Source organism: Streptomyces camponoticapitis, from assembly GCF_014646115.1.
Lineage (GTDB): Bacteria > Actinomycetota > Actinomycetes > Streptomycetales > Streptomycetaceae > Streptomyces > Streptomyces camponoticapitis.
On the sequence record NZ_BMMV01000021.1, the window covers coordinates 68,391 to 86,411 of the forward strand.

Genomic DNA, 18,021 nt, shown 5'->3' on the forward strand with positions numbered 1-18,021 from the left:
ATGTTAAGTCCTCCTGACCCATCGGCCCGAATGGTCACGCCAAGTGGATACGGGTTCGCAGGACCAAGTCCTGCATGATCTGCATAAATGGGGGTGACAGTATACTGCACGATCTGTTCGAACTTGGTTCTCTATACGACGCATCACCGGGTGGTTGGCATACTGATGCATGGTGACAAAATTCCGTCGGTCACTGTTCGATCCACCAAGCTGCGCGCCCCAGAGGTGAGATCTGTTGTAGCCCATTCCGCCAACCCATCCGACCGGATTCAAGCTGGGGTTGGTAGTGCCGCCGATACTGTCTCGGGTAAGTGTCGCGTAAACCCCTGTGGCCCGACCATATTCGTCGAGCTCTCCGTATACACCACAGTTGTGAACCAGGACCGGCGTGTCACCCGCCAGCACATGGTATGTGTGGAGGTCGTTGACGGTGAGGTTGTAGACGGTCGTTGACTTGGTGTGGTGAGTGACGGCGGTGATTTGGGTCCAGGTGCCGGTGCTGGTCTGGAGCCATTGGCCGGTGGTGAGTTTGTCGGCTTCGATGCAGCGACCGAGGGCGGGGACCCAGAAGGGGTGGCCGTCGGTGGCGGTGACCGTGCTGGTCCTACCCGTGTCGAGGGTTATGTCGACCAGTTGTTTGTCGCCCGTGCCCTTGGTGAGCGCCGTTACCGGGCGGGGTCCGGATTCGCCCGTCTCCGGGTCGGTGGCGAGGACCTGGTCGCCGATCTGGATGTCCTTGATCGGTTTGCGGGTGCCGTCCGCCAGAAGGACCGGGGTGTCCGCCGTGAAGCTGTTGCGGCAGCCCGGCAGTTTGATCATGCCGCCCAGGCAGCCCAGTGCCGCGGAGGTGCCGACCTGACCCCAGCTGACCTTGCGGCCGGCCGTCTACGAACGCCACCGCCTGTGGTCGGCCGACGGCACCAGGGAACGTCTGCTCCAGCAGGTCCAGGCCGCGGCGATGCAGCAGGTGAGACTGACTGGGACATCTCGGTCGCCTCCACCATCGTCCGCGCGCATCAGCATGCTGCCGACGCCCGCACCAACCCCGCCTCCCGCCCCAGGTTCAAAAGGGCCGAAGGGATGGAACACCAGGACGAGACGCGGAGGAAGAGTCTCGTAGCCCGCCTGGCCGAGGTGGTGAGGGAGGCGAGGGCTTGGGCCGCTCGCGGGGCGGGTTCACCAGCAAGCTCCACCTGAGCGCGGACGGCCGCTGCCGCCCACTGTCCCTGATCGTCACTCCAGGTCAGCGGGCGGACTGCACCCCGTTCAAACCGTGCGAGGCTCTCCGGCTTCGACGAGTTCCCTGGCGCCGCAGCCCGCCAGACGGTATTCCCACTCGACCACGGCCTCTTCGGGATCGAAGTGGCCGAAGAAGAGCGACTCGAATGCCCGTCCCGGCCCTGTCCGGAGGGCCAGACCTGCTGACGTGTCGTCCGGCGCCATCAAGAACTTCATGGTGATGCTCACCCACGCATCATGCCGATCACTGCAGCCAATGGCCCGGTCGAGTAGGTCAGGGCGCGAAGTACCAGCAGTACAGGCTCAGCCTTTTGGCCGCACGACTTCTGGCTAGGGCTGATAGCCCCTCAAGAAGGTGCACCGCGCCGTCCAGTGAGATCTTGTCGTCCGGCTCGGAGTCGAACTCAGCCCACGCAGCGGCCGCGGCTCGGAGTTGATCCGCGCGTGCACTGACCAAAGCTGTGACCAGCGGCTCCGGAACGGCGAAAACGGTGAAACCGTCGTTGGCCATCGGCACCACGTCCCGGACCGGGCTCTCCGCGCCCGTCAGCAGGTTCTCCCACCTCCGAACCGCGTCATCTGGATAGATGCCGTCGCATGGCACGGCAGCAAAATCGTGACTCTTACGCGGGCCCACCCGCACCGCAGACTCATCGTCTCCGGCAAGGAAGAACTCACCCACACGCACCATTCACCAATCTTTGCACGCCCCGGTACACGGAAGTCCGTTCGAGTAACTTCTCCGCTACCGGGGCGTCAGTGCGGGCAAGCGTCTTGATGTCTTGCCACACGTCCAGAGCGGGATCGCCTACGCCGACAGGTCCATGCCGCAGGGCCTACGGGATTCGTCCAGCCGTAGTCCTCCAACGTTTCGGAACGGATGGAGGGCGTGAACGCTCATGGGGCTACACGAGTTGCGGGCGCGGAACAGAACTCGTCAGTCGACGACGTACCACTCGTCCTTCATGTACCCCATGGTGCTGTCCCCCAGGTCACTCTCGGAGAACGTCTCGGAGGACCTGATCGACGCGGCCGGCATCTCGAACCTGTCGGGGGCCAGCTCGACGACGCGCTGCGGGTCGACCGTCGCGGTCCGCAGGGCCTTCTTCCGCGCGGGCGAGATCATCTGGAACGTGATCAGGAAGGTCGCCGTGCACGGGCCGAACCCCTGGTCCTCGGCCTGTTTCGCCGCGGGCCCGGCCACTTCGCAGACCGTGTCGATGTCCTCGCGGCCCACAGCATGGAGGTACTCCTCGTACCGCTGGATCGCCCCCTCCTTCGTCCTGGGCGCGGGCTGCTCCCCAGGCGGGTCCGCCGGAGGCTTCTCACCGGCGGGCGGGTCCGACGGAGGCTTGTCCGCGCCCCCGCAAGGTTCGTCAGTGAAGATGCCGGGCAGTTGACGGTTCGGGTACGGGCCCATCGGGCCGTTGAACCCGTCCACGTGTTCCTGCGCGCCCCACCACCCGCCGTATCCCCACCAGGGCTCACCCTCGACGGGGCGGACCTTGTCCCACGTGCGCCACTCGGCGCCGCCCTCCGATGTCCGGTCGAACGTGACGGACACCCGGTGGTACCCGGCGGTCGGGTAGGAACCGTGTGAACCAAGCGCCGAGTACACCGTCGGATGCCCGTCGCTCTGGTTCAGATCCGCCCACTTCACGCGGCACGGATCGCTGCCGTGTTTCGCGAACGTCACGGCCTGCGGCTTGCCGTCGCGCAGCTGGACCGCGACGCGTTCCCAGTCGCCTTCGTGCCTGTTGCCCACGGTCAGCTTGTTGTAGCCGTAGAAGAACCAGTACACGTACGCCGAGCGCGCCGGGTCGGTCTTGTGCTTGTGATACTCCCAGTAGGCGGCAGCGCCGGGGCCCTCCCCCTTGCGTACCTCCTCGGGCGGGTCGAGATAGAAGCCCGCGCCGACTTCGGTCGCGGCCCGCTCCTTGTCGGCCGCGTGCCCGGGGCAACTCAGCGGCTGCGACGACGGTTCGCCCGGCTCGACAGCCTGGTGCCGGTAGCGCTGCTCGGCGCTGGTGCGCAGACCCAACCGCCGTGGGTCGACGGCATCGGCCACCGGCTCCTCGTCACGGCACAGGCCGTCGTGGTCGAAGCGCAGCACCGACCGCTCGATGAACCGCGTCGCGTCCATCGGCAGCAGCGACTCCTTCTTGTGGAGCCGTACCAGCGGCGCGAACTGGGCGGCGGCGGTCGCGGACGCCTCCGATGGCTCCGCGCCCGTGTACTCCTTCGGTTTCTCCGGGCCACACCCGACCAGGGCCACAGAGACCGACACCACCACAGTCACCATCGCCCGCATCCGAACTCTCACCGGTCCCACCGGTCCCCCTTGAGTCGCCCGCCACCGGTCCTCAGCACGTCAGGACTCACGCCGAATCCTGCGGAACGGTTCCCGGGCGTCCAACTGGCCCACTCCATCCGCGGTCGGAACCAGTTCTTGGGACTGACGGTTCATTCCTTGTCCAGAGTCTCCTGCGGTTCCCCCGGGATCCGTGGTCTCGGTGGTGGCGAGGCTGTCGCAGGGGTGGGAGGGGCTGCTCAGCGGGTTGGCGCGGTGGGGAGGGGCTTGCCGAGCATGGCGCAGGCTGCGGCGTCGACCAGGGTCTTGTTCGCGGTCGCGGCTGCGGGCAGTTGGACGCCGAAGTTGGTGGTGTTGAGGACGGTAACGCTGCGGCGGCCGGTGCGGTCGGTGTAGATCTCGCTGGAGTAGCCGGGGAGGCCGCCGGTGTGGCCCCACACAGTCCCGCAGGGGGTGCGTACTTCCATCAGGCCCAGTCCGTAACGGTCGCCCTCCGGGTCCGCCGGGTCCTCCGCGACGGTGGTACGCATCTGCTTCATCTGGGCAGAAGGCAGCAGTTTGCCCGACATCAGGGCGCCCAGGAAGCGGTCCCAGTCCCGGGCGGTGGACACCATGCCGCCGGCAGCGCCGGTCCAGGAACTCGCATCGAGGTCGGTGGTGTTGACGTGGTCGTTCCGCTCCGGTCCGGCGAACCCGATTCCCTCGGGTGTGCCGGGAGGCAGGATCGGGGCAAGGTGCTCGGCGTCGGGCTCGTATCCGGTCGCGTGGCCGGGGCCGGGTCGCCAGCCGGCGTCGGTGGCCAGGTACGTGTGCGTCATGCCCAGTGGCCGGGTGATCCGCTGTTCGACGAGTTCGCCGAGGTGTTGCCCGGTGGCCTTCTCCAATACCAGCGCGAGTGCCTGGTAGTTGGCGTTGCTGTAGGACCACTGCTCACCCGGGGCGGTCTGGGCGGTGGTCAGAGCCAGCAGTTGCTCGGGCGTCCACTGGCGTTCGTCCAGACCGAGCAGTGAGGGCAGGAAGTCGGGGTGGAGGAGGAAGTCGTCCAGGCCACTGGTGTGGTTGAGAAGCATCTTGATGGTGATCGCCCGCCCACCCGGGACCACGCCGGGCAGCCAGTCCTCGACCGGGTCGGCGAGGTCGACCTTCCCCTCGGCGACCAGTTGCAGGATCAGGGTGGCCGTCATGGTCTTGGTGTTGGAAGCCACCCGGAACTGGTCATTGGCCTTGAGTATGTGGTCGGCCCTGGTCCAGGCGGACTGTCGGGCGATCTCCACGGTCGGACCCTTGCCTTGGTCGACCCGCACGATCACACCCAAGGAACCGGTGTCCGCGGCCCGCTGGGACAGCTCGGCCAGCTGCTTGGCCTGCGGCGTCGTGTCGACGCCCGGACCAACTCGCTCCGCGCCGGTTGGGGTGGCGGAGGCCGTAGCCGCGACTGTCGCGGTCATGGCCGTGGCAAGCGTCAACGCCAGTGCCGCTCGCAGACCGCCGCGCGTCGACAACGTGTGTGCACCCATGATGTGAACTCCCGAACGTAGGGTCGGCCCCAACGGGCCTGATGATGAAGAACCGTCCGGCTTCTCACCCTGTCGCTGTCCGACAAGGAGAACTCTGTCGCTGACGCCCCGGAAGGACCATGAGGCAGCCACCCATCACAGGAGGGGGTTAGCCCCCTACCAGCCACAGCGGGTGAGGGACGTCCTGGGGAACTCCTGTGTTCCCGCAACGGCGCCCGGGGCTACGACCTCACCGGCCGGCGCGGCAACCGGTTCGCCCTGACTCGGCAGGACGATCCATTCAATGCCGGCTGATGCACTGCCACGCCGGCCCGATCCCCGATGGGACATGGCCCGCAAACAGTCAGGGCTCCGTCGCCGGACCGGGGCAGACGGTGGACGCTCCTCGGTCCACCCGTGTGCAGGTTTCCTGCGCTCCGCACGTCGCGTCGGGGCCGGGAGAAAGGGTTTTCTCACGTCGCTGACCGCAAGTTGACCTCGTGGGGCTGGTTGGGACCCTGTCACCATCGTGGGCATGTCGACCACTGGTGCCGGCTACGGCAGCAGTTCGACGTCACCGCGGACGCCCCACGGGGCGACGCTGCAACCGCCGGACCTGGCCTTTCGCCCAGCCGTTGCCGTCCGCCAACTACGCGAACCAGCTGATGGTTTGGAGATGCCGTTGCCCAGTCATGACACGCCCGCCAACGACCACAGCTGTTCGTCCCTGGCTCCGGCGCGGGGCTCGTTCCGCGACCCGAAGGAGGTCGCGAGTTTCGCGCCCGCCGCGCTCGGATACGCCCTCTTCGCCACCCGCTGGCTCCAGGCCCCGCTCTACTTCGGCCTGGTCGCCGCGCAGGGAGTCTATGTCTACAAGTTCTTCAACGAGCTGTGGAAATTAATCGTTCATGTCATCAACGGTCACGCCGACGAGACGTACGTCATGCTCGCCGTCCTCAAACTGGTCGACGTCGTGATGATCGCCAATCTGCTGATCATGACGATCGTCGGCGGCTACGAGACCTTCGTCTCGCGCATCAACCTCCAGGGCCATCGGGACCAGCCGGAATGGCTCTCGCACGTCAACTCGAACGTGCTCAAGGTCAAGCTGGCCACCGCCATCGTGGGCATTTCGTCCGTCCATCTGCTGCAGATGTTCGTCGACGTGCACCACACCTCCCGGCACGCGCTACTGTGGGGAACCGTGATCCACATGGCCTTGATCCTGTCCGCCGGGATTCTGGCGTATATGTCGGGACCCATGCTGGAGTCGCGGAAGAGCAGTCACGGGTGCGGTGGCCATGCGGACAGTCACGGAGAAGGGAACCTGCGCCTGATCCCGAAGCAGTCCGCCGGGTGGCACGACGACGCCACGTCAGCAGGGCGGGCGGCGCCTTCCGCCCCGGCAGTGACGTCGGCTTCGGCTTCGGCTGCGTCGTGTGGTGGTTCGGGCGCCGAGTCCCGTATCCGGGCGGCAGGCTTCCCCGCCCCCAAGGCGCTGGAGGACTTCGACCACAACTACCCCCGGTCACTTGACCGGGAGGCCGTGGCAATGCTCGGCAAGCTGGACTTCATCACCGCCAAGGAGAACGTGGTCCTCCTCGGTCCACCCGGCACCGGCAAGACCCACCTCGCCGTCGCCTTCGGCACGCGCGCCTGCCAGGCCGGCCACCAGGTGGTGTTCGCCACCGTTGCCGAATGGGCCGCCCGACTCGCCGAGGCCAAGGCCGCAGGCCGCCTCACCGAGGAACTGGCAGGGCTGGACCGATACCCCCTGCTGATCGTCGACGCACTGGGCTACTTCCCCCTGCAGGCCGAAGAGGCCCAGCTCTTCTTCTGTCTCGTCGCGCACCGCTACGAACGCGGCTCGCTGATCGTCACCAGCGACAAGCCCCTCAGCGGGTGGGACCTTGTCCTCGGCAACACCGCGGTGGCCTCGGCCGTAATCGACCGCCTCGTCCACCATTCCGAGATCATCAGAATCGAGGGAGACAACTACCGGATGCGCGACCACGGCAGCTTCGGTTTCGCGTCCCCGACGGTCCGTTAGGGCCCGCTAGATGTTGAGAGCCAGTGCGGTCGGCGCCGACTAGGGTCACCTCCATGTCCGAGCCGGCCCCTGACCCTCGCAAGCAGTTCTTGATCGACCAACTCCGGCCGGGTGCTGTGAGAACGGTGAAGGTCATCGGGTTCGACGGAGCGGACGTCTTGGTGCGGCCCACAGATACTGAAGGGGAGAATGCCGAGGTCGGTCGGATTCCTCGGCATGAGGCGTCGATGCGTCGGATGGAGCATCCGTCGGAGCTGTTCGAGGTCGGCCAGGAGGTCAATGCCGAGGAGATCGGGCGTTGGCGCGAAGGTCAGCTTCACCTCTCCGCCAGGGCGTGCGAGATACCGGCCTTGCGGTCCTTTCTACTGGCGTTTGAGCGAGGCCAGGTCGTCGCTGGGACAGTCTCCGGGGTCCACAACTTCGGGGTCTTCGTTCACGTCGATGGCGAACCGGACGGCCTGTGCACCGGCTTCATCCGGGTGCCGGACCTGACGTGGGGGTGGATCAATCACCCTTCCGAGGCAGTCGAAGCCGGCCGGCGGATCACCGCCGAGGTGATCGTCGCCGAGACGCGCACCGGACAGGTCACGCTTTCGTTGAAGGCTCTGCGGGAGGATCCACTCATTCGCTTCGCGGATCAGGTCGGCCGGGTCCTCACCGGGCCGATCACCAAGATCGTGCCTTTCGGTGTGTTCGTGCGGCTCGCTTCCGACGTTGTGGGATTCCTTCACCTCTCAGACCTGACCGACGAGCCGGTCGAGACCCCGGATCAGCTCGTCGATGAAGGCGAGCTGATCCCAGTGGAGGTCGCCGAGGTCGACCTCCGGCGTCACCGGGTGCGCCTGGGCCCAGCCGGCGGTGCGAACAGAACCTGGTGAACTGGCGTCCCGCCACTTCACGTTCGGGTGTCTGGGGTTGCTCTCGGCGATAGTCTGGAGGGCCGGCGGTGAGGGCGCCCGAGCCCGAGCGGGTGTCGTTCCGACCGTTCTGAACGTGTCGCGCCGATAGCGTTCACCGTGCGACACCTCGTCAGGCGCTCCTCCGTGGCCCTTCTCCGTGGCCCTTCTCCGAAAAAGCAGGCGCATTCGGATTCATCGGCCCATTCCGGTTGCTGGTGCGCGCCGGGCGGCACCATGCTGAGCGCATGGTTCTCTCTCCCACCGCGGCCACACTGCCCGAAATCGTCGCCGAGTTGGGCATGGTGCGTGCCCATGGGCTCGTGGGCCTGCGGAAGCTCGAACTCCCGGCGCTGCACGCGGCGTCGGCCGTACACAGTGGTGGCGACGACGGTGAGATTCTGCCTGCCTCGGTGGAGGCATTGTTACGTGACGCCGTCGAGACGCTGGGCGGTGGCGCGCTGCAGATCGCCGCGCAGTACACCTTCGGGTTGGCGCACGGGGCCAGGGAGTGGGCGGCCCAGGACCGACGGCGCCGGGCGGCCGACGCGTTCCGGGTGGGCACCGAACGGTTCCGCAAGCATCACGAGAAGGTGGTGATCGAGGAGACGGCGGAAGCTGTGCTGGCTCTGTGTCTGACACGCGCCCCCGCGCCCGACGCGATATCCGCCGGACATACGGCGTCGGTCGCCTCCGCCCGGCCGCTGCCCCTCGGCCCGGTCTCCCTGCCCGTCGCTGTGGCCGGTACGACCGCGCACATCACGCTGCACACGACCCCGATCGAATTCGTTACCGGCGTCGACATCCTCGTATCGTCCGAGAACACCTACCTGGAGATGTCCCGGACCTACCGGTCGACCACGTCCGGCGCACTGCGCCGCGCCGCGGCCCGGCAGAGCGAGGCGGGCGGGATCCTGGACGACGTACTGGCCCGTGAACTGCACGACTGGCTGGTGCGGTTCGGCTGTCCCGGTCTGCCTGTCGCCCCCGGCACCGTGGCCGCGACCTCGGCCGGAGAGCTCACCTCCCAGGGCGTCCGCAGGATCTATCACGCCGCCGTGGCGCTGCCCAGGACGGACGGCGGCTACGACACGACACCCGCCGTCGTCACCAAGGCGGTCCGGCAGATCTTCGAGGAGGCGGCGGCGGAGCGGAACGGTTTCGATCCGCCCTTGCGCTCGCTGTGCCTGCCCCTGCTGGGTGCGGGCCGCGCCGGGCTGGAACCGGTGGCGAGTCTGGGTGCGATGCTCACCGCCATCGGTTCCGCTCTGGCGGAACAGCCCTTCTGGGACGTGCATATGGCGATCCGGCGGCCGGACGTGGCGCGCGTCGTGCTCGATGCACTCACGGATCACCGCCCGGCCGTAGCCGGCTGAGCCTGGCGGTCCGGATACTGCGCGCCGCCCCGGAACTGCCCCGCACCGGCCCGGAAAGCAGCCGGCTTCCGTCCGGCGCCGGACGGACCGACGGGCTTGAATGAAGGAGAGTGCGCATCACGCGCGCGCGGGCGCCCGGCGCCCGGCAGGGGAGACAACCGTGCGGATGCGGGAGGCAGTGTGGACGCGACGGCGACGGCACTTCTGGTGACGGTGGTCGGAGCCGCGATGACGACCGTGACCGCTCTGCTCACGCAGAGCCGGATCGACCGCTCCCGCCGGGAGGAACGGCGCGAGGCGGGACGGCGGCAGTTGGAGGAACGGTGCCTTCAGGAGCGCCAGGAGCTTCTCGGGGCCCGCCGGTCCGAGTACGCGGCGCTCAACACCTCCGCACGTCAGTATCTGACGGCGCTCTCCGACCATGCGCACGCGCTGGGCCGGGGGGCCGGGGCCGAGACCGGCGTCGGTGCGTCGGCGGACCTGGAGGAGACCAGGGCTGCCTACCGTGACTGCTATTCCCAACTTCAGCTGACCCTGCCCGAACCGCTGCTGGAGAGCGTGCGCTCGACGAACCGGTCGCTGAACGCCATCTACGGTGTGCTGATGCGGATCAACCACGGCATGGCCCGCACGGGTGAGACCGTCGACGACGTCAAACTCCACATCGCGGGGCTCTGGAGTGAACTCGGCGAGCTGCGCGCCGGGTTGAGGGCGGACCTGGCCGACTGAGCGGCCCGGCGCGCGGGCGGGGTCGTCTCGGCCCCGATACCTCAGCCCTGATCGGTCACGTCTGTCAGACGGTAGGACTTCGTCGTCCCCGACGGCAGCGTGACCAGGACCCGTGATCCGTCGATCTCGTAGAGATAGTCACCTGTGGGCGCCCGGTAGCCGGTGCTCGTCTCGGTGGCCGGGATGGTGATGGTGCCCGCGTCCGGACGGTCCAGCAGTCCTCCGTGGTAGTACACGGTGTTGTCCGCCGCACGGCACAAGGTGATGTCGTGGAGGTCGGTGACGTAGTGGTTGAGCATGACCGCGCCGCTGCCGTCGGGGATGCGCGCCGCGATCTCCGCCGGGCACGGGGTGCCGGCGCTCGGCTGCTGCGCCGGGGACCGCCCGTCGAGTTCGTGCTGGACGGCGAGTGCCGCGGCGGCCAGTGCCAGGAACGCCAGTACCCCGAGGAGCCGCCGGGCGGGCTTCCGCGTTGTGCGGGCCCGCGCCGGCACCCGGGGTGCCGGTGCGGGTGCCGACGTGGGTGCGGGTGCCGGCCGGGCGGCGGCCACGAGCGCGGGCGCACGGCCCGCGGTGGCAGTGCCCGCTGCCCTGCCCTGCCGGGCGTGCGCGTCCCGGTACTGCTTGGCGTGAGCCTCCAGCACGTCCAGTGGCGCGCGCCGGTAGTTGTTGCCGCTGTCCAGGAAGACCGACGTCAGGACCTGCCGCCACTCCACCGCTGTGGGCCGTTCGACCGTGGCGAGCGGTTCGTCGAGCGCGCGGGCGAACAATCTCCGCAGCCGCGGGTCGAGAGCGCGCGGAATGCCGGAGACTCCGGACCAGGACCCGTTGACGAAACACGGACCACCGGGGTTGAGGAAGAGGCACTTGTACAGGGCCAACGCCAGCGCGTAACGGTCGCTGTACCGGTCGTGGGCGGCGAGGGCCTTGGCCTGGAGGCGAGGGTCCTCCCACCCGGGGGTGCAGACACCCTTCGTCGGCGCGGGTGAGAAGGAGCGCATCCCGTCGCTGTCGATCAGGTACGCGTGCGGCGGTGACGGCCGCCAGACCACGTTCTTCGCGGAGACATCGCCGTGCAGCAGCCGCTCGGATTCGAGGTAGGCGAAGATGTCGCAGACCCGGACCAGCACCCCCACCCGCACCGCTGCCCGCGGCGGGTTCGCCCGGGCGAGCGACAGGAAGTCGAGCGTCCGGGGGCGCTTGCCGTCACGCATGAAGTCAGCCGGGATCAGAGGCAGGACGACGCCGTCGACTTCGTGTCCGGGACGGATGAGGTCGATGGGCCAGTTCACCGAGGAGGGCGCCGTCCCGCCCAGCGAGCGTGCGCCCTCCGCATGGGCCACGATGCCGTGGCCCATGCGCTGGACGCGCACCAGCTGGGCGATGTCGCCGGTGTCGTGCAGTGGCCTCAGGTACTGCTTGTAGACACGTATCAGGCCCTTGTCGTCACGGCAGCGGTAGAGCTTGGCCTGTCCGCCGCTGTTCAACTCGGTGTCTTCGACGGAGTACCGACGGCCTGTGCCGCCTATGACGTGACGCATGACCGTTCCTCAGGGCTCGTCAGTGGGGTACGCGGGGGCCGAGGGCCAGGCGACCAGGGCGGTGCGGTCGTCGTGGGAGCCCCGACGGCGGTAGCGCAGCGAGTCGAGCATGCGGGCAGCGCCGCAGGGCACCGACCAGCGCGAGGCCAGCCATTCCCGTGTCGAGGGTGAGTCGAACAGATCGATGGCCAGCCCGTCGGTGGTGACGATCACGGCGTCCACCCCGGCCGGCCCGACCTGGGCGTACTGGGCCACCCGGGGCACGTCGTCGTACGGCAGGTATCCCGTGACCAGGTTGGCCGGCCCCTCGTCCGCCGGGAACGCGGTGGCATACGTGCGCTCGGAAAGGGTGAAGACGTTGCAGTCCCCGACCCGTACGGCGTGCCCGGGACCGCTGCCACCGGGCAGCGGGAGCCAGCACAGTGCGACCGTGGACGCGAGATCCGAGTCGGTCAGGGCCCCCAGAACCGCGACACGATGGCGCTGCACCGCGGCACTCCCCGTGGCGAGGACGTCGCGCAGTACATCCTGGGGAGCCAGGGCCATCTGACGTCCGGTGATGTGGGAGGCGGCCTCGCTGAGGTACGAGGCGAGCAGGCTCGCGCCGATCTGTGCGGTGGCCGGCCGGGAGCCGAGACCGTCGCAGACGATGAGGATCAGCCCGGAACCGTCCTTGGTGGTGGTGTAGCGGTAGACGTCCTGGCCCGATGTGCCGTGCACCAGGTGCGAGGTACCGGTCGTACTGGCCGCGGCGATCCAGCAATCACCCAGCAGTCCGCCGTCCGCGCGCAGGCCGGGCAGGCTGGTGGGCACGTCGGTGAGTCTGGGCGCGGGCAGGCCGGTCAGCTGTCCCCCGCGGGGCGCGGCCGTGGGCAACTCCGCGTAGCCGAGACCCTGTTCGGGCGTGGGCGCCGCCTCCGGTTGGGGTGCGCGCGCCGCGGGCACGGCGCCCGCCTGGGCGGGCAGTCGCGCGTCCGGTGACCGGGGGGCGTCCGGTGACCGGGGGGCGTCCGGCCGGGACGTGCCCGGCCGGTCCGTGGTGGCGGGGGCCACCGGCTCGGCCCGGGTACTCCGGGGCCACCACTTGCGGACCATGATCGTGCCCGTCAGTTCTCGTGGACAGGGAGCGGTGTCAGGCCGGTGGATTGCGGCACGCTCAGGCCCGCCGCGCCACCTGCCTGGAACGAACCGGAGGTGGTCTTGATGCTCAGGAGCACGGTGTTCAGAATCTCCTTGACCGCCACCGCCGGATCCACGTCCGTGGCGAAGAAGGCGTGCTGGGTGGAGACTTGAGCGATGGCCTCCCGGTTGGCCTGGCCGAAGCCGAAACTGACCACCTCCGCGCCGTACTTGTCCTCCCGGCTGCGCAGCCGGTCGAAGTCGCCCTTCCAGTCCTTGCCGGCGTTGTGCTGGCCGTCGCTGAGGAAGAAGACCACCGGCCGGTGGTAGCGGACACCCCGTCCCAGGCCGCCGATGCCGTCGACGAGAGCCTCGCGGGCGACCCTGAATCCCTCGGCGAAGTTGGTTCCGCCCTGAGGGGAGAGAGCGGGCATCCGTGCGTGGGCCATATCACTGAGCGTCAGGACGCAGGAGGCCGAGTCGGAGAACGTCACCACCGCGACGCGGGCGATCTCGCCGGTCAGCGGGTCGTCCAGAATCGCTCTCTGCATGGTGGGCAGGGCCGTGTTCATCGCGGCCATCGGGGGCCCGGACATCGAGCCGGACACATCGATCAGAAGGCAGACGGGAAAAATCGCAGGCCGTTCGGATTGGGCGAATTCAGACGGGCGGGCTGTGAGACGACCTCGATGACTCGGCCGACCGGGGCGGTGAAGGGATAGTCACTGCCGTCACCCGGCAGGATCGCGGCGGTTACTCCGCCGAACTCCTCGCGTCCTCCGGGCTGATCGGACTACTGGCCGAACGGCGGGATGGGCGGGTGGTTCCGGTGTCGCTCGGTGAGGAGGCCGGCCGGGCGGTCGGGGAACTCGCCGAAGCGGCGTCCGCGTTGCCCGCCGACCACCCGCTCCTGCCTGCGGTGATCAGCGAGTCGGGCCTCTACCACGCCGACCGGGCGGCCCGAGAGGGTGATGTCACCGCGCTGCGCGCGGCTGTGGAAGACGTCGTACGGGCGGCCGCCCTCTGTTCGCCCGGCAGCGCCCACCACGCGCCCCTGCTCCTCCGCGCCGCCGCCGTGCTCTGCGCGCACTCCGACGTACTGGACGGGCACGGGAACTCCGCCGGGTCCTCCCTCGACCAGGGAATCGACCTGCTGACCGCGGCCGTGAACGAGGCGGGCCGGAGCTTCCACGGAGCCCGCGCCCGCTGCCGGTACGGCCTGGGACGTCTGCTGCTCACCCGCTTCCGGCGGAGCCACGACAAGGCCGACCTCGACCGGTCGGTGGGACTCCTCCAGGACGCGCGCACAGCGGTGCACTCCCTGCCGGGGGACCCGTTCAGCGTGCTCCTCACCCGTGCGCTGGCCGAGGCTCTGCGGGCTTACGGTCCGCAGGACACGGACCGTCGTCGGCAGTCGCGCGAGGCTGCCAAATCGGTCCTGGCCGCGCACGGACGGGCGGTACTGCTCCAGACCGGCACCGAAGCGGCCCTCGACTCGGCCCGTGCGGCCGGTGACGACATGATGCGCCTGGTCGACTGGTGCCTCGCGGACGGCTGCACGGAAGCGGCCCTGGAGGCACTGGAGCTGGGACGCGGACTCGTACTGAACGCCGCGACCGTGGCTGCCACCGTGCCCGACCTCCTGGAGCAGGCCGGCCACGCCCGACTCGCCCGTGAATGGCGGCAGGAGGACCACGCCGGGGGAACGACGGGAACACCGTCCGGGGCCCCTGCGACCGTTCCCGACGGTCTACGGCTGCGCGTACTGCAGGCGTTGGAAGGCGGCCCGGCCGAACGGCGCATCCTGTCCGCCCCGGTGCCAGCCGAGATCGGACGGGCTCTGCGGACCCTGCGCGCCGACGCCCTCGTCCATCTGATCCCGGGCACCGACGGCGCGGGCGACGCCGTCATCGTGACGGCGACCGGCGCGGTGGAGCGGTTGAGACTGCCGGGACTGGCCGTCCCGGACGACGGCCCGGCGGCCGCCTACGGCGAGGCGCTCCGGGAGTTCACCGCGGCGACGGCCGAGCCGGTCGTCATACCCGCGGAGCACGATCCGCCCGTGATGTGGGAGTCGCACCGTCGCAGCAGAAAGCGGGTACAGAGTGCGTCGGGCCGGTGAGGTGGCCATGACCCCGCTGCTCGACCACCTCCGGTCCGGTCGCCCCCACCGGCTGCCGCGGCTGGTGCTGTCGCCGGTCGGCGTACTGGGGATGGTGCCCTGGCACGCGGCGAGGTTGTCCGACGGTCCAGCCGGCCCCGTGTACGCCTGTGAGAACGCGGTGATCTCCCACTGCTCCACATCCCGCCAACTCGTGGACGTGGCGGCACGCTCCCGACTGCCCTGGGACAGAACGCAGGTCGTCATCGCCGATCCCGGAGGTACCCGGGCGATGCACGCCGAGGCGCGACAGATCGCGGCACTCTATCCGAGGGCCACTGTCGTCGGTCCGGTCGACGATGTGCCCGAGCCCGACGGCCCCGGCACCCGGCCGCCGCCCCGGGCGGCTTCAGCCGCCGAGGTGAGATCGTTCCTGCCGGGCCGGGGCGATGCCGGGGCGGCCGTCTGCCACATCAACTGCCATGCCGTCGCGCGGGCGACGCCCGCGCGGTCGAGTCTCGAGTTGCACCCCGCGGCGCGCCCGCCCCAGACGCTGACCCTCGCGGAGATCCAGTCGTTCGCCCATGGCCGCGACGCCCGCGCTCCGGGTGGCCTGTTGGTCCTCGCGAACTGCACCAGTGACCTGGCCCTTGCTGATTACGACGAGGCGCTGACCCTGTCCACCGCGTTCCTCACGGCCGGCGCGGCATCAGTGGTCGGCTCCCTCTGGGCGATCTCCGACGACGTCCGGACGTCGTTGGTGATGTACATGTTCCACCACTACCTCATCGGCCGGGGACTTCCCACGAACCCGGAAGCGGTCGGATCACCCGCCGACGCCCTGCGAGCCGCCCAACTGTGGATGCTCGACCCGCACCGCACCGTGCCGCCCGCACTCACCCACCTGGTGAAGCCGGACTCCGGACTGCCTCTCGACGCCCCGCAGATCTGGGCGGCGTTCACGCACCACGGGCACTGACCGGCATCGGAACAGTGGCAGAAGGTGGCTCCTCGTGTGGGAGCGCCGGCTCGCGGTCCGAAGCTGTCAGCGGCAGCAACCGTTCGAGCTCAGCGTGGGCATGGGAGGTGTCGCGGGCGGTCGTCTGCGTGCTCCCCTCTTGGTACCGGACGTGCCAAGAGCGGCTGGCTGTCGTTCGCGCCGATCACGGGGATGACCGACGCCCCGGGAGAGACAGGCGCGGTAATCTCTGGCCATGCCCGAGACATCGGTGGCGCGCTTCTACGACGAACTCGCCGACGACTACCACCTGATCTACTCGGACTGGGACGCGAGCATCCGTCGGCAGGGGGACGCCCTGGACGCCCTGATCGACCGGGGTCACGCGGAAAGTGCTCGACTGTTCCTGCGGCATCGGCACGCAGGCCATCGGCCTGGCGCTGCGCGGGCACCGCGTCACCGGGACCGACATCAGTCCCCGCGCCGCCGCCCGCGCTGCCCGTGAGGCCGCCCGCCGGGGCCTGAGCCTGCGTACGGCCGCCGCCGACATGCGACGTCTCTCCTTTCCCGATGGCCGGTTCGACACCGTCGTCTGCGCCGACAACTCGCTGCCTCATCTGCTCACCGAGCAGGATGCGCACACGCCGCCCTGACCTAGATGCGCCGCGTGCTGTGTCCCGGCGGCCAACTGCTGGTCAGTACACGTCCCTACGACGACCTGCTGCGTGACCGCCCGGCTTCGACACCTCCGCAAGTCCACCGGGTCGCCGACGACACCGACGGCGAGGAACGGACCGTCACCTTCCAGCTCTGGCACTGGCATGACGACGGCGAGCATTACGACCTGGAGCACTTCCAACTCCGCCCGGTAGACGGAAAATGGCACGTCGAGGTCCGCCGGACCACCTACTGGGCACTCGGCCGGGACCGGCTGTCCGGCCTCGCGGCCGAGGCCGGCTTCATCGGCCTCGGGTGGCGAATGCCGCAGGAGACAGGCTTCTTCCAGCCGCTGCTCATGGCCCGTGCCGGCGCTGAGTAGGTGATGGTTCCCTCCGCCGGGGTGAGGAACTGGTACCTGCCGTTCGGTGCCGGCCCGCAGGGTCCGCCCTCGCCAGATGGTCGAGGTCAGGGCCACGAAGTCCCAGATCATGCTGCATGCCACCGTCCCCGGTCACAGTGGCGAGACCCTGCTGGCCACCCATCTGCGGGCGGTCGGCCGGGGAGCCCGCATCGTGGATGAGAAGCACTGGGACGGTCTGCCCACGGGATCCGGCCGCCGCGTCACAGCCGGCGATGGGGGCCTGCCCCAGACCCGCTGGCAGAACACAGGCCCCGAATCCGGGCCGCTGGCGGCCCTGCTGAACCGGACCGCGGTCCCCCAGGTCGAGGTCGGCCGCCGGCCTCTGTCGGTCTATGACGAGCTGACCGGCACCCGCCCCTTCACCACCAAGCCGAGCACGAGGGAAACGTCTTGAGCGATGACGAGGCCAAAATGGGCTACCTCGACTTCATCGACCGGGTTCTCTCCGAAGAGCTCGCGGTCCGTGAAGATCGCCGCATCCGCGCCGCCTGCGGATCTCGAAGCTTCGGCACCACAAAACGCTGGACGATTACGACTTCTCGTTCCAGCCCGAGCTCGACCCACGCAAGGTCAAGGACCTCGCCACTCTCTCCTTCATCGAGGCTAAGGCCAACGCAGCTCTGCTCGGGCCGCAGGGAGTGGGCAAGACACACATCGCCGTCGCTCTCGCGGTCGCGGCCTGCCGGGCCGGATACTCGATCTACTTCACCAGCGTCGACGACATGGTCCGCAACCTGAGGACCACCGAGGCCGCCGGGCGCCTGACCAGCAAGCTCGGCAGCTACCTCCGACCGGCTCTCCTCGTGGTCGACGAAGTGGACTACCAGCCCCTCGAACGAGCTGAGGCCAACCTGGTCTTCCAGGTGATCTCAAAGCGCTACGAAAGGGCTCGATCATCCTGACCTCGAACAAAACCTTCAGCGAATGGGGGCAGGTGTTCGGTGACGAGGTCCTGGCCACGGCCATCCTCGACCGCCTCCTGCACCACTGCGACCTGATCTCCATCAACGGCCCCAGCTACCGGCTCAAAAACCGCCTCGCCGCCATCGAACGGGAAACCGACGTCGCCTGAGCGCTTGACCAATCGTCTCAACAAACTTTGGCTGTTGCCTGAGCGTCGAACG

General features: G+C 68.8%; 15 protein-coding genes and 2 pseudogenes. 9 read left to right on the top strand and 8 right to left on the bottom strand.

Translation table 11 applies throughout. The annotated features are described in order from the left end of the window. Positions 1–3: 3 nt before the first annotated feature. From IEY79_RS27305 to IEY79_RS27325, 5 genes are all read right to left on the bottom strand, one after another. Positions 4–819, bottom strand: coding sequence for a polymorphic toxin-type HINT domain-containing protein (locus IEY79_RS27305; RefSeq protein ID WP_189110281.1), 816 nt, complete (start codon positions 817–819; stop codon positions 4–6). Positions 820–1,266: 447 nt separating this feature from the next. After that, positions 1,267–1,467: a hypothetical protein gene (locus IEY79_RS27310; RefSeq protein WP_229701184.1), complete on the bottom strand. Its 201-nt coding sequence runs from the start codon at positions 1,465–1,467 to the stop codon at positions 1,267–1,269. Positions 1,468–1,513: 46 nt separating this feature from the next. After that, on the bottom strand, positions 1,514–1,921 hold the full coding sequence (locus IEY79_RS27315; RefSeq protein ID WP_189110282.1) for a hypothetical protein: 408 nt from the start codon (positions 1,919–1,921) through the stop codon (positions 1,514–1,516). Positions 1,922–2,176: 255 nt separating this feature from the next. Then, positions 2,177–3,526, bottom strand: a complete 1,350-nt coding sequence (locus tag IEY79_RS27320; RefSeq protein WP_229701168.1) for a hypothetical protein — start codon at positions 3,524–3,526, stop codon at positions 2,177–2,179. Between the two features lie 263 nt (positions 3,527–3,789). Next, the gene (locus IEY79_RS27325) at positions 3,790–5,067 is read right to left on the bottom strand and encodes a serine hydrolase domain-containing protein (RefSeq protein ID WP_189110283.1); all 1,278 of its coding nucleotides are present in this window, start codon (positions 5,065–5,067) and stop codon (positions 3,790–3,792) included. A 655-nt stretch (positions 5,068–5,722) separates the two neighbouring features. Here IEY79_RS27325 and istB (IEY79_RS27330) point away from each other — a divergent pair. The 4 genes from istB (IEY79_RS27330) (at position 5,723) to IEY79_RS27345 (ending at position 10,097) form a co-directional block, all read left to right on the top strand. After that, on the top strand, positions 5,723–7,096 hold the full coding sequence (gene istB, locus IEY79_RS27330) for an IS21-like element helper ATPase IstB (RefSeq protein ID WP_229701169.1): 1,374 nt from the start codon (positions 5,723–5,725) through the stop codon (positions 7,094–7,096). A 53-nt stretch (positions 7,097–7,149) separates the two neighbouring features. After that, the gene (locus tag IEY79_RS27335; RefSeq protein WP_229701170.1) at positions 7,150–7,974 is read left to right on the top strand and encodes a S1 RNA-binding domain-containing protein; all 825 of its coding nucleotides are present in this window, start codon (positions 7,150–7,152) and stop codon (positions 7,972–7,974) included. Between the two features lie 266 nt (positions 7,975–8,240). Beyond that, a complete protein-coding gene (locus IEY79_RS27340) occupies positions 8,241–9,368 on the top strand; it encodes a macro domain-containing protein (RefSeq protein ID WP_229701171.1) in 1,128 nt (375 codons plus the stop codon). 180 nt (positions 9,369–9,548) lie between these two features. Next, a complete protein-coding gene (locus tag IEY79_RS27345) occupies positions 9,549–10,097 on the top strand; it encodes a hypothetical protein (RefSeq protein ID WP_189110284.1) in 549 nt (182 codons plus the stop codon). Positions 10,098–10,138: 41 nt separating this feature from the next. Here the strand turns inward: IEY79_RS27345 and IEY79_RS27350 are convergent, their stop codons facing one another. Genes IEY79_RS27350 through IEY79_RS27360 form a run of 3 tightly spaced genes read right to left on the bottom strand, consistent with a single transcriptional unit; the run spans position 10,139 to position 13,392 of the window. After that, positions 10,139–11,638, bottom strand: a complete 1,500-nt coding sequence (locus IEY79_RS27350) for a hypothetical protein (RefSeq protein ID WP_189110285.1) — start codon at positions 11,636–11,638, stop codon at positions 10,139–10,141. Positions 11,639–11,647: 9 nt separating this feature from the next. Then, the gene (locus tag IEY79_RS27355; RefSeq protein WP_189110286.1) at positions 11,648–12,733 is read right to left on the bottom strand and encodes a protein phosphatase 2C domain-containing protein; all 1,086 of its coding nucleotides are present in this window, start codon (positions 12,731–12,733) and stop codon (positions 11,648–11,650) included. An 11-nt stretch (positions 12,734–12,744) separates the two neighbouring features. Next, positions 12,745–13,392 carry a vWA domain-containing protein gene (locus tag IEY79_RS27360; protein ID WP_189110351.1) on the bottom strand — a complete coding sequence of 216 codons (648 nt, stop codon included), beginning with the start codon at positions 13,390–13,392 and terminating at the stop codon, positions 12,745–12,747. A gap of 194 nt (positions 13,393–13,586) precedes the next feature. Between IEY79_RS27360 and IEY79_RS27365 the strand changes: the two genes are divergently transcribed. From IEY79_RS27365 to istB (IEY79_RS27385), 5 genes and pseudogenes are all read left to right on the top strand, one after another. Next, the gene (locus tag IEY79_RS27365) at positions 13,587–14,879 is read left to right on the top strand and encodes a hypothetical protein (protein WP_189110287.1); all 1,293 of its coding nucleotides are present in this window, start codon (positions 13,587–13,589) and stop codon (positions 14,877–14,879) included. A 7-nt stretch (positions 14,880–14,886) separates the two neighbouring features. Further along, positions 14,887–15,837 carry a CHAT domain-containing protein gene (locus IEY79_RS27370; RefSeq protein ID WP_189110288.1) on the top strand — a complete coding sequence of 317 codons (951 nt, stop codon included), beginning with the start codon at positions 14,887–14,889 and terminating at the stop codon, positions 15,835–15,837. A 235-nt stretch (positions 15,838–16,072) separates the two neighbouring features. Further along, a pseudogene (locus tag IEY79_RS27375) lies at positions 16,073–16,855 on the top strand (class I SAM-dependent methyltransferase). 76 nt (positions 16,856–16,931) lie between these two features. Next, entirely contained in the window at positions 16,932–17,291 is a 360-nt protein-coding gene (locus tag IEY79_RS27380; protein WP_444544905.1) for a hypothetical protein, read from the top strand. Positions 17,292–17,296: 5 nt separating this feature from the next. After that, positions 17,297–17,969 (top strand): annotated as a pseudogene (istB, locus tag IEY79_RS27385) (IS21-like element helper ATPase IstB); the annotation flags it as partial. Positions 17,970–18,021: the final 52 nt, after the last annotated feature.

What these genes read in the sequence shown, in the direction of transcription:
- IEY79_RS27305 (WP_189110281.1), bottom strand. Translation starts at nt 819, where the DNA reads ATGATCAAACTGCCGGGCTGCCGCAACAGCTTCACGGCGGACACCCCG.
- IEY79_RS27325 (WP_189110283.1), bottom strand. Translation starts at nt 5,067, where the DNA reads ATGGGTGCACACACGTTGTCGACGCGCGGCGGTCTGCGAGCGGCACTG.
- istB (WP_229701169.1), top strand. Translation starts at nt 5,723, where the DNA reads ATGCCGTTGCCCAGTCATGACACGCCCGCCAACGACCACAGCTGTTCG.
- IEY79_RS27335 (WP_229701170.1), top strand. Translation starts at nt 7,150, where the DNA reads ATGTCCGAGCCGGCCCCTGACCCTCGCAAGCAGTTCTTGATCGACCAA.
- IEY79_RS27340 (WP_229701171.1), top strand. Translation starts at nt 8,241, where the DNA reads ATGGTTCTCTCTCCCACCGCGGCCACACTGCCCGAAATCGTCGCCGAG.
- IEY79_RS27350 (WP_189110285.1), bottom strand. Translation starts at nt 11,638, where the DNA reads ATGCGTCACGTCATAGGCGGCACAGGCCGTCGGTACTCCGTCGAAGAC.
- IEY79_RS27355 (WP_189110286.1), bottom strand. Translation starts at nt 12,733, where the DNA reads ATGGTCCGCAAGTGGTGGCCCCGGAGTACCCGGGCCGAGCCGGTGGCC.
- IEY79_RS27370 (WP_189110288.1), top strand. Translation starts at nt 14,887, where the DNA reads ATGACCCCGCTGCTCGACCACCTCCGGTCCGGTCGCCCCCACCGGCTG.
- IEY79_RS27380 (WP_444544905.1), top strand. Translation starts at nt 16,932, where the DNA reads ATGGTCGAGGTCAGGGCCACGAAGTCCCAGATCATGCTGCATGCCACC.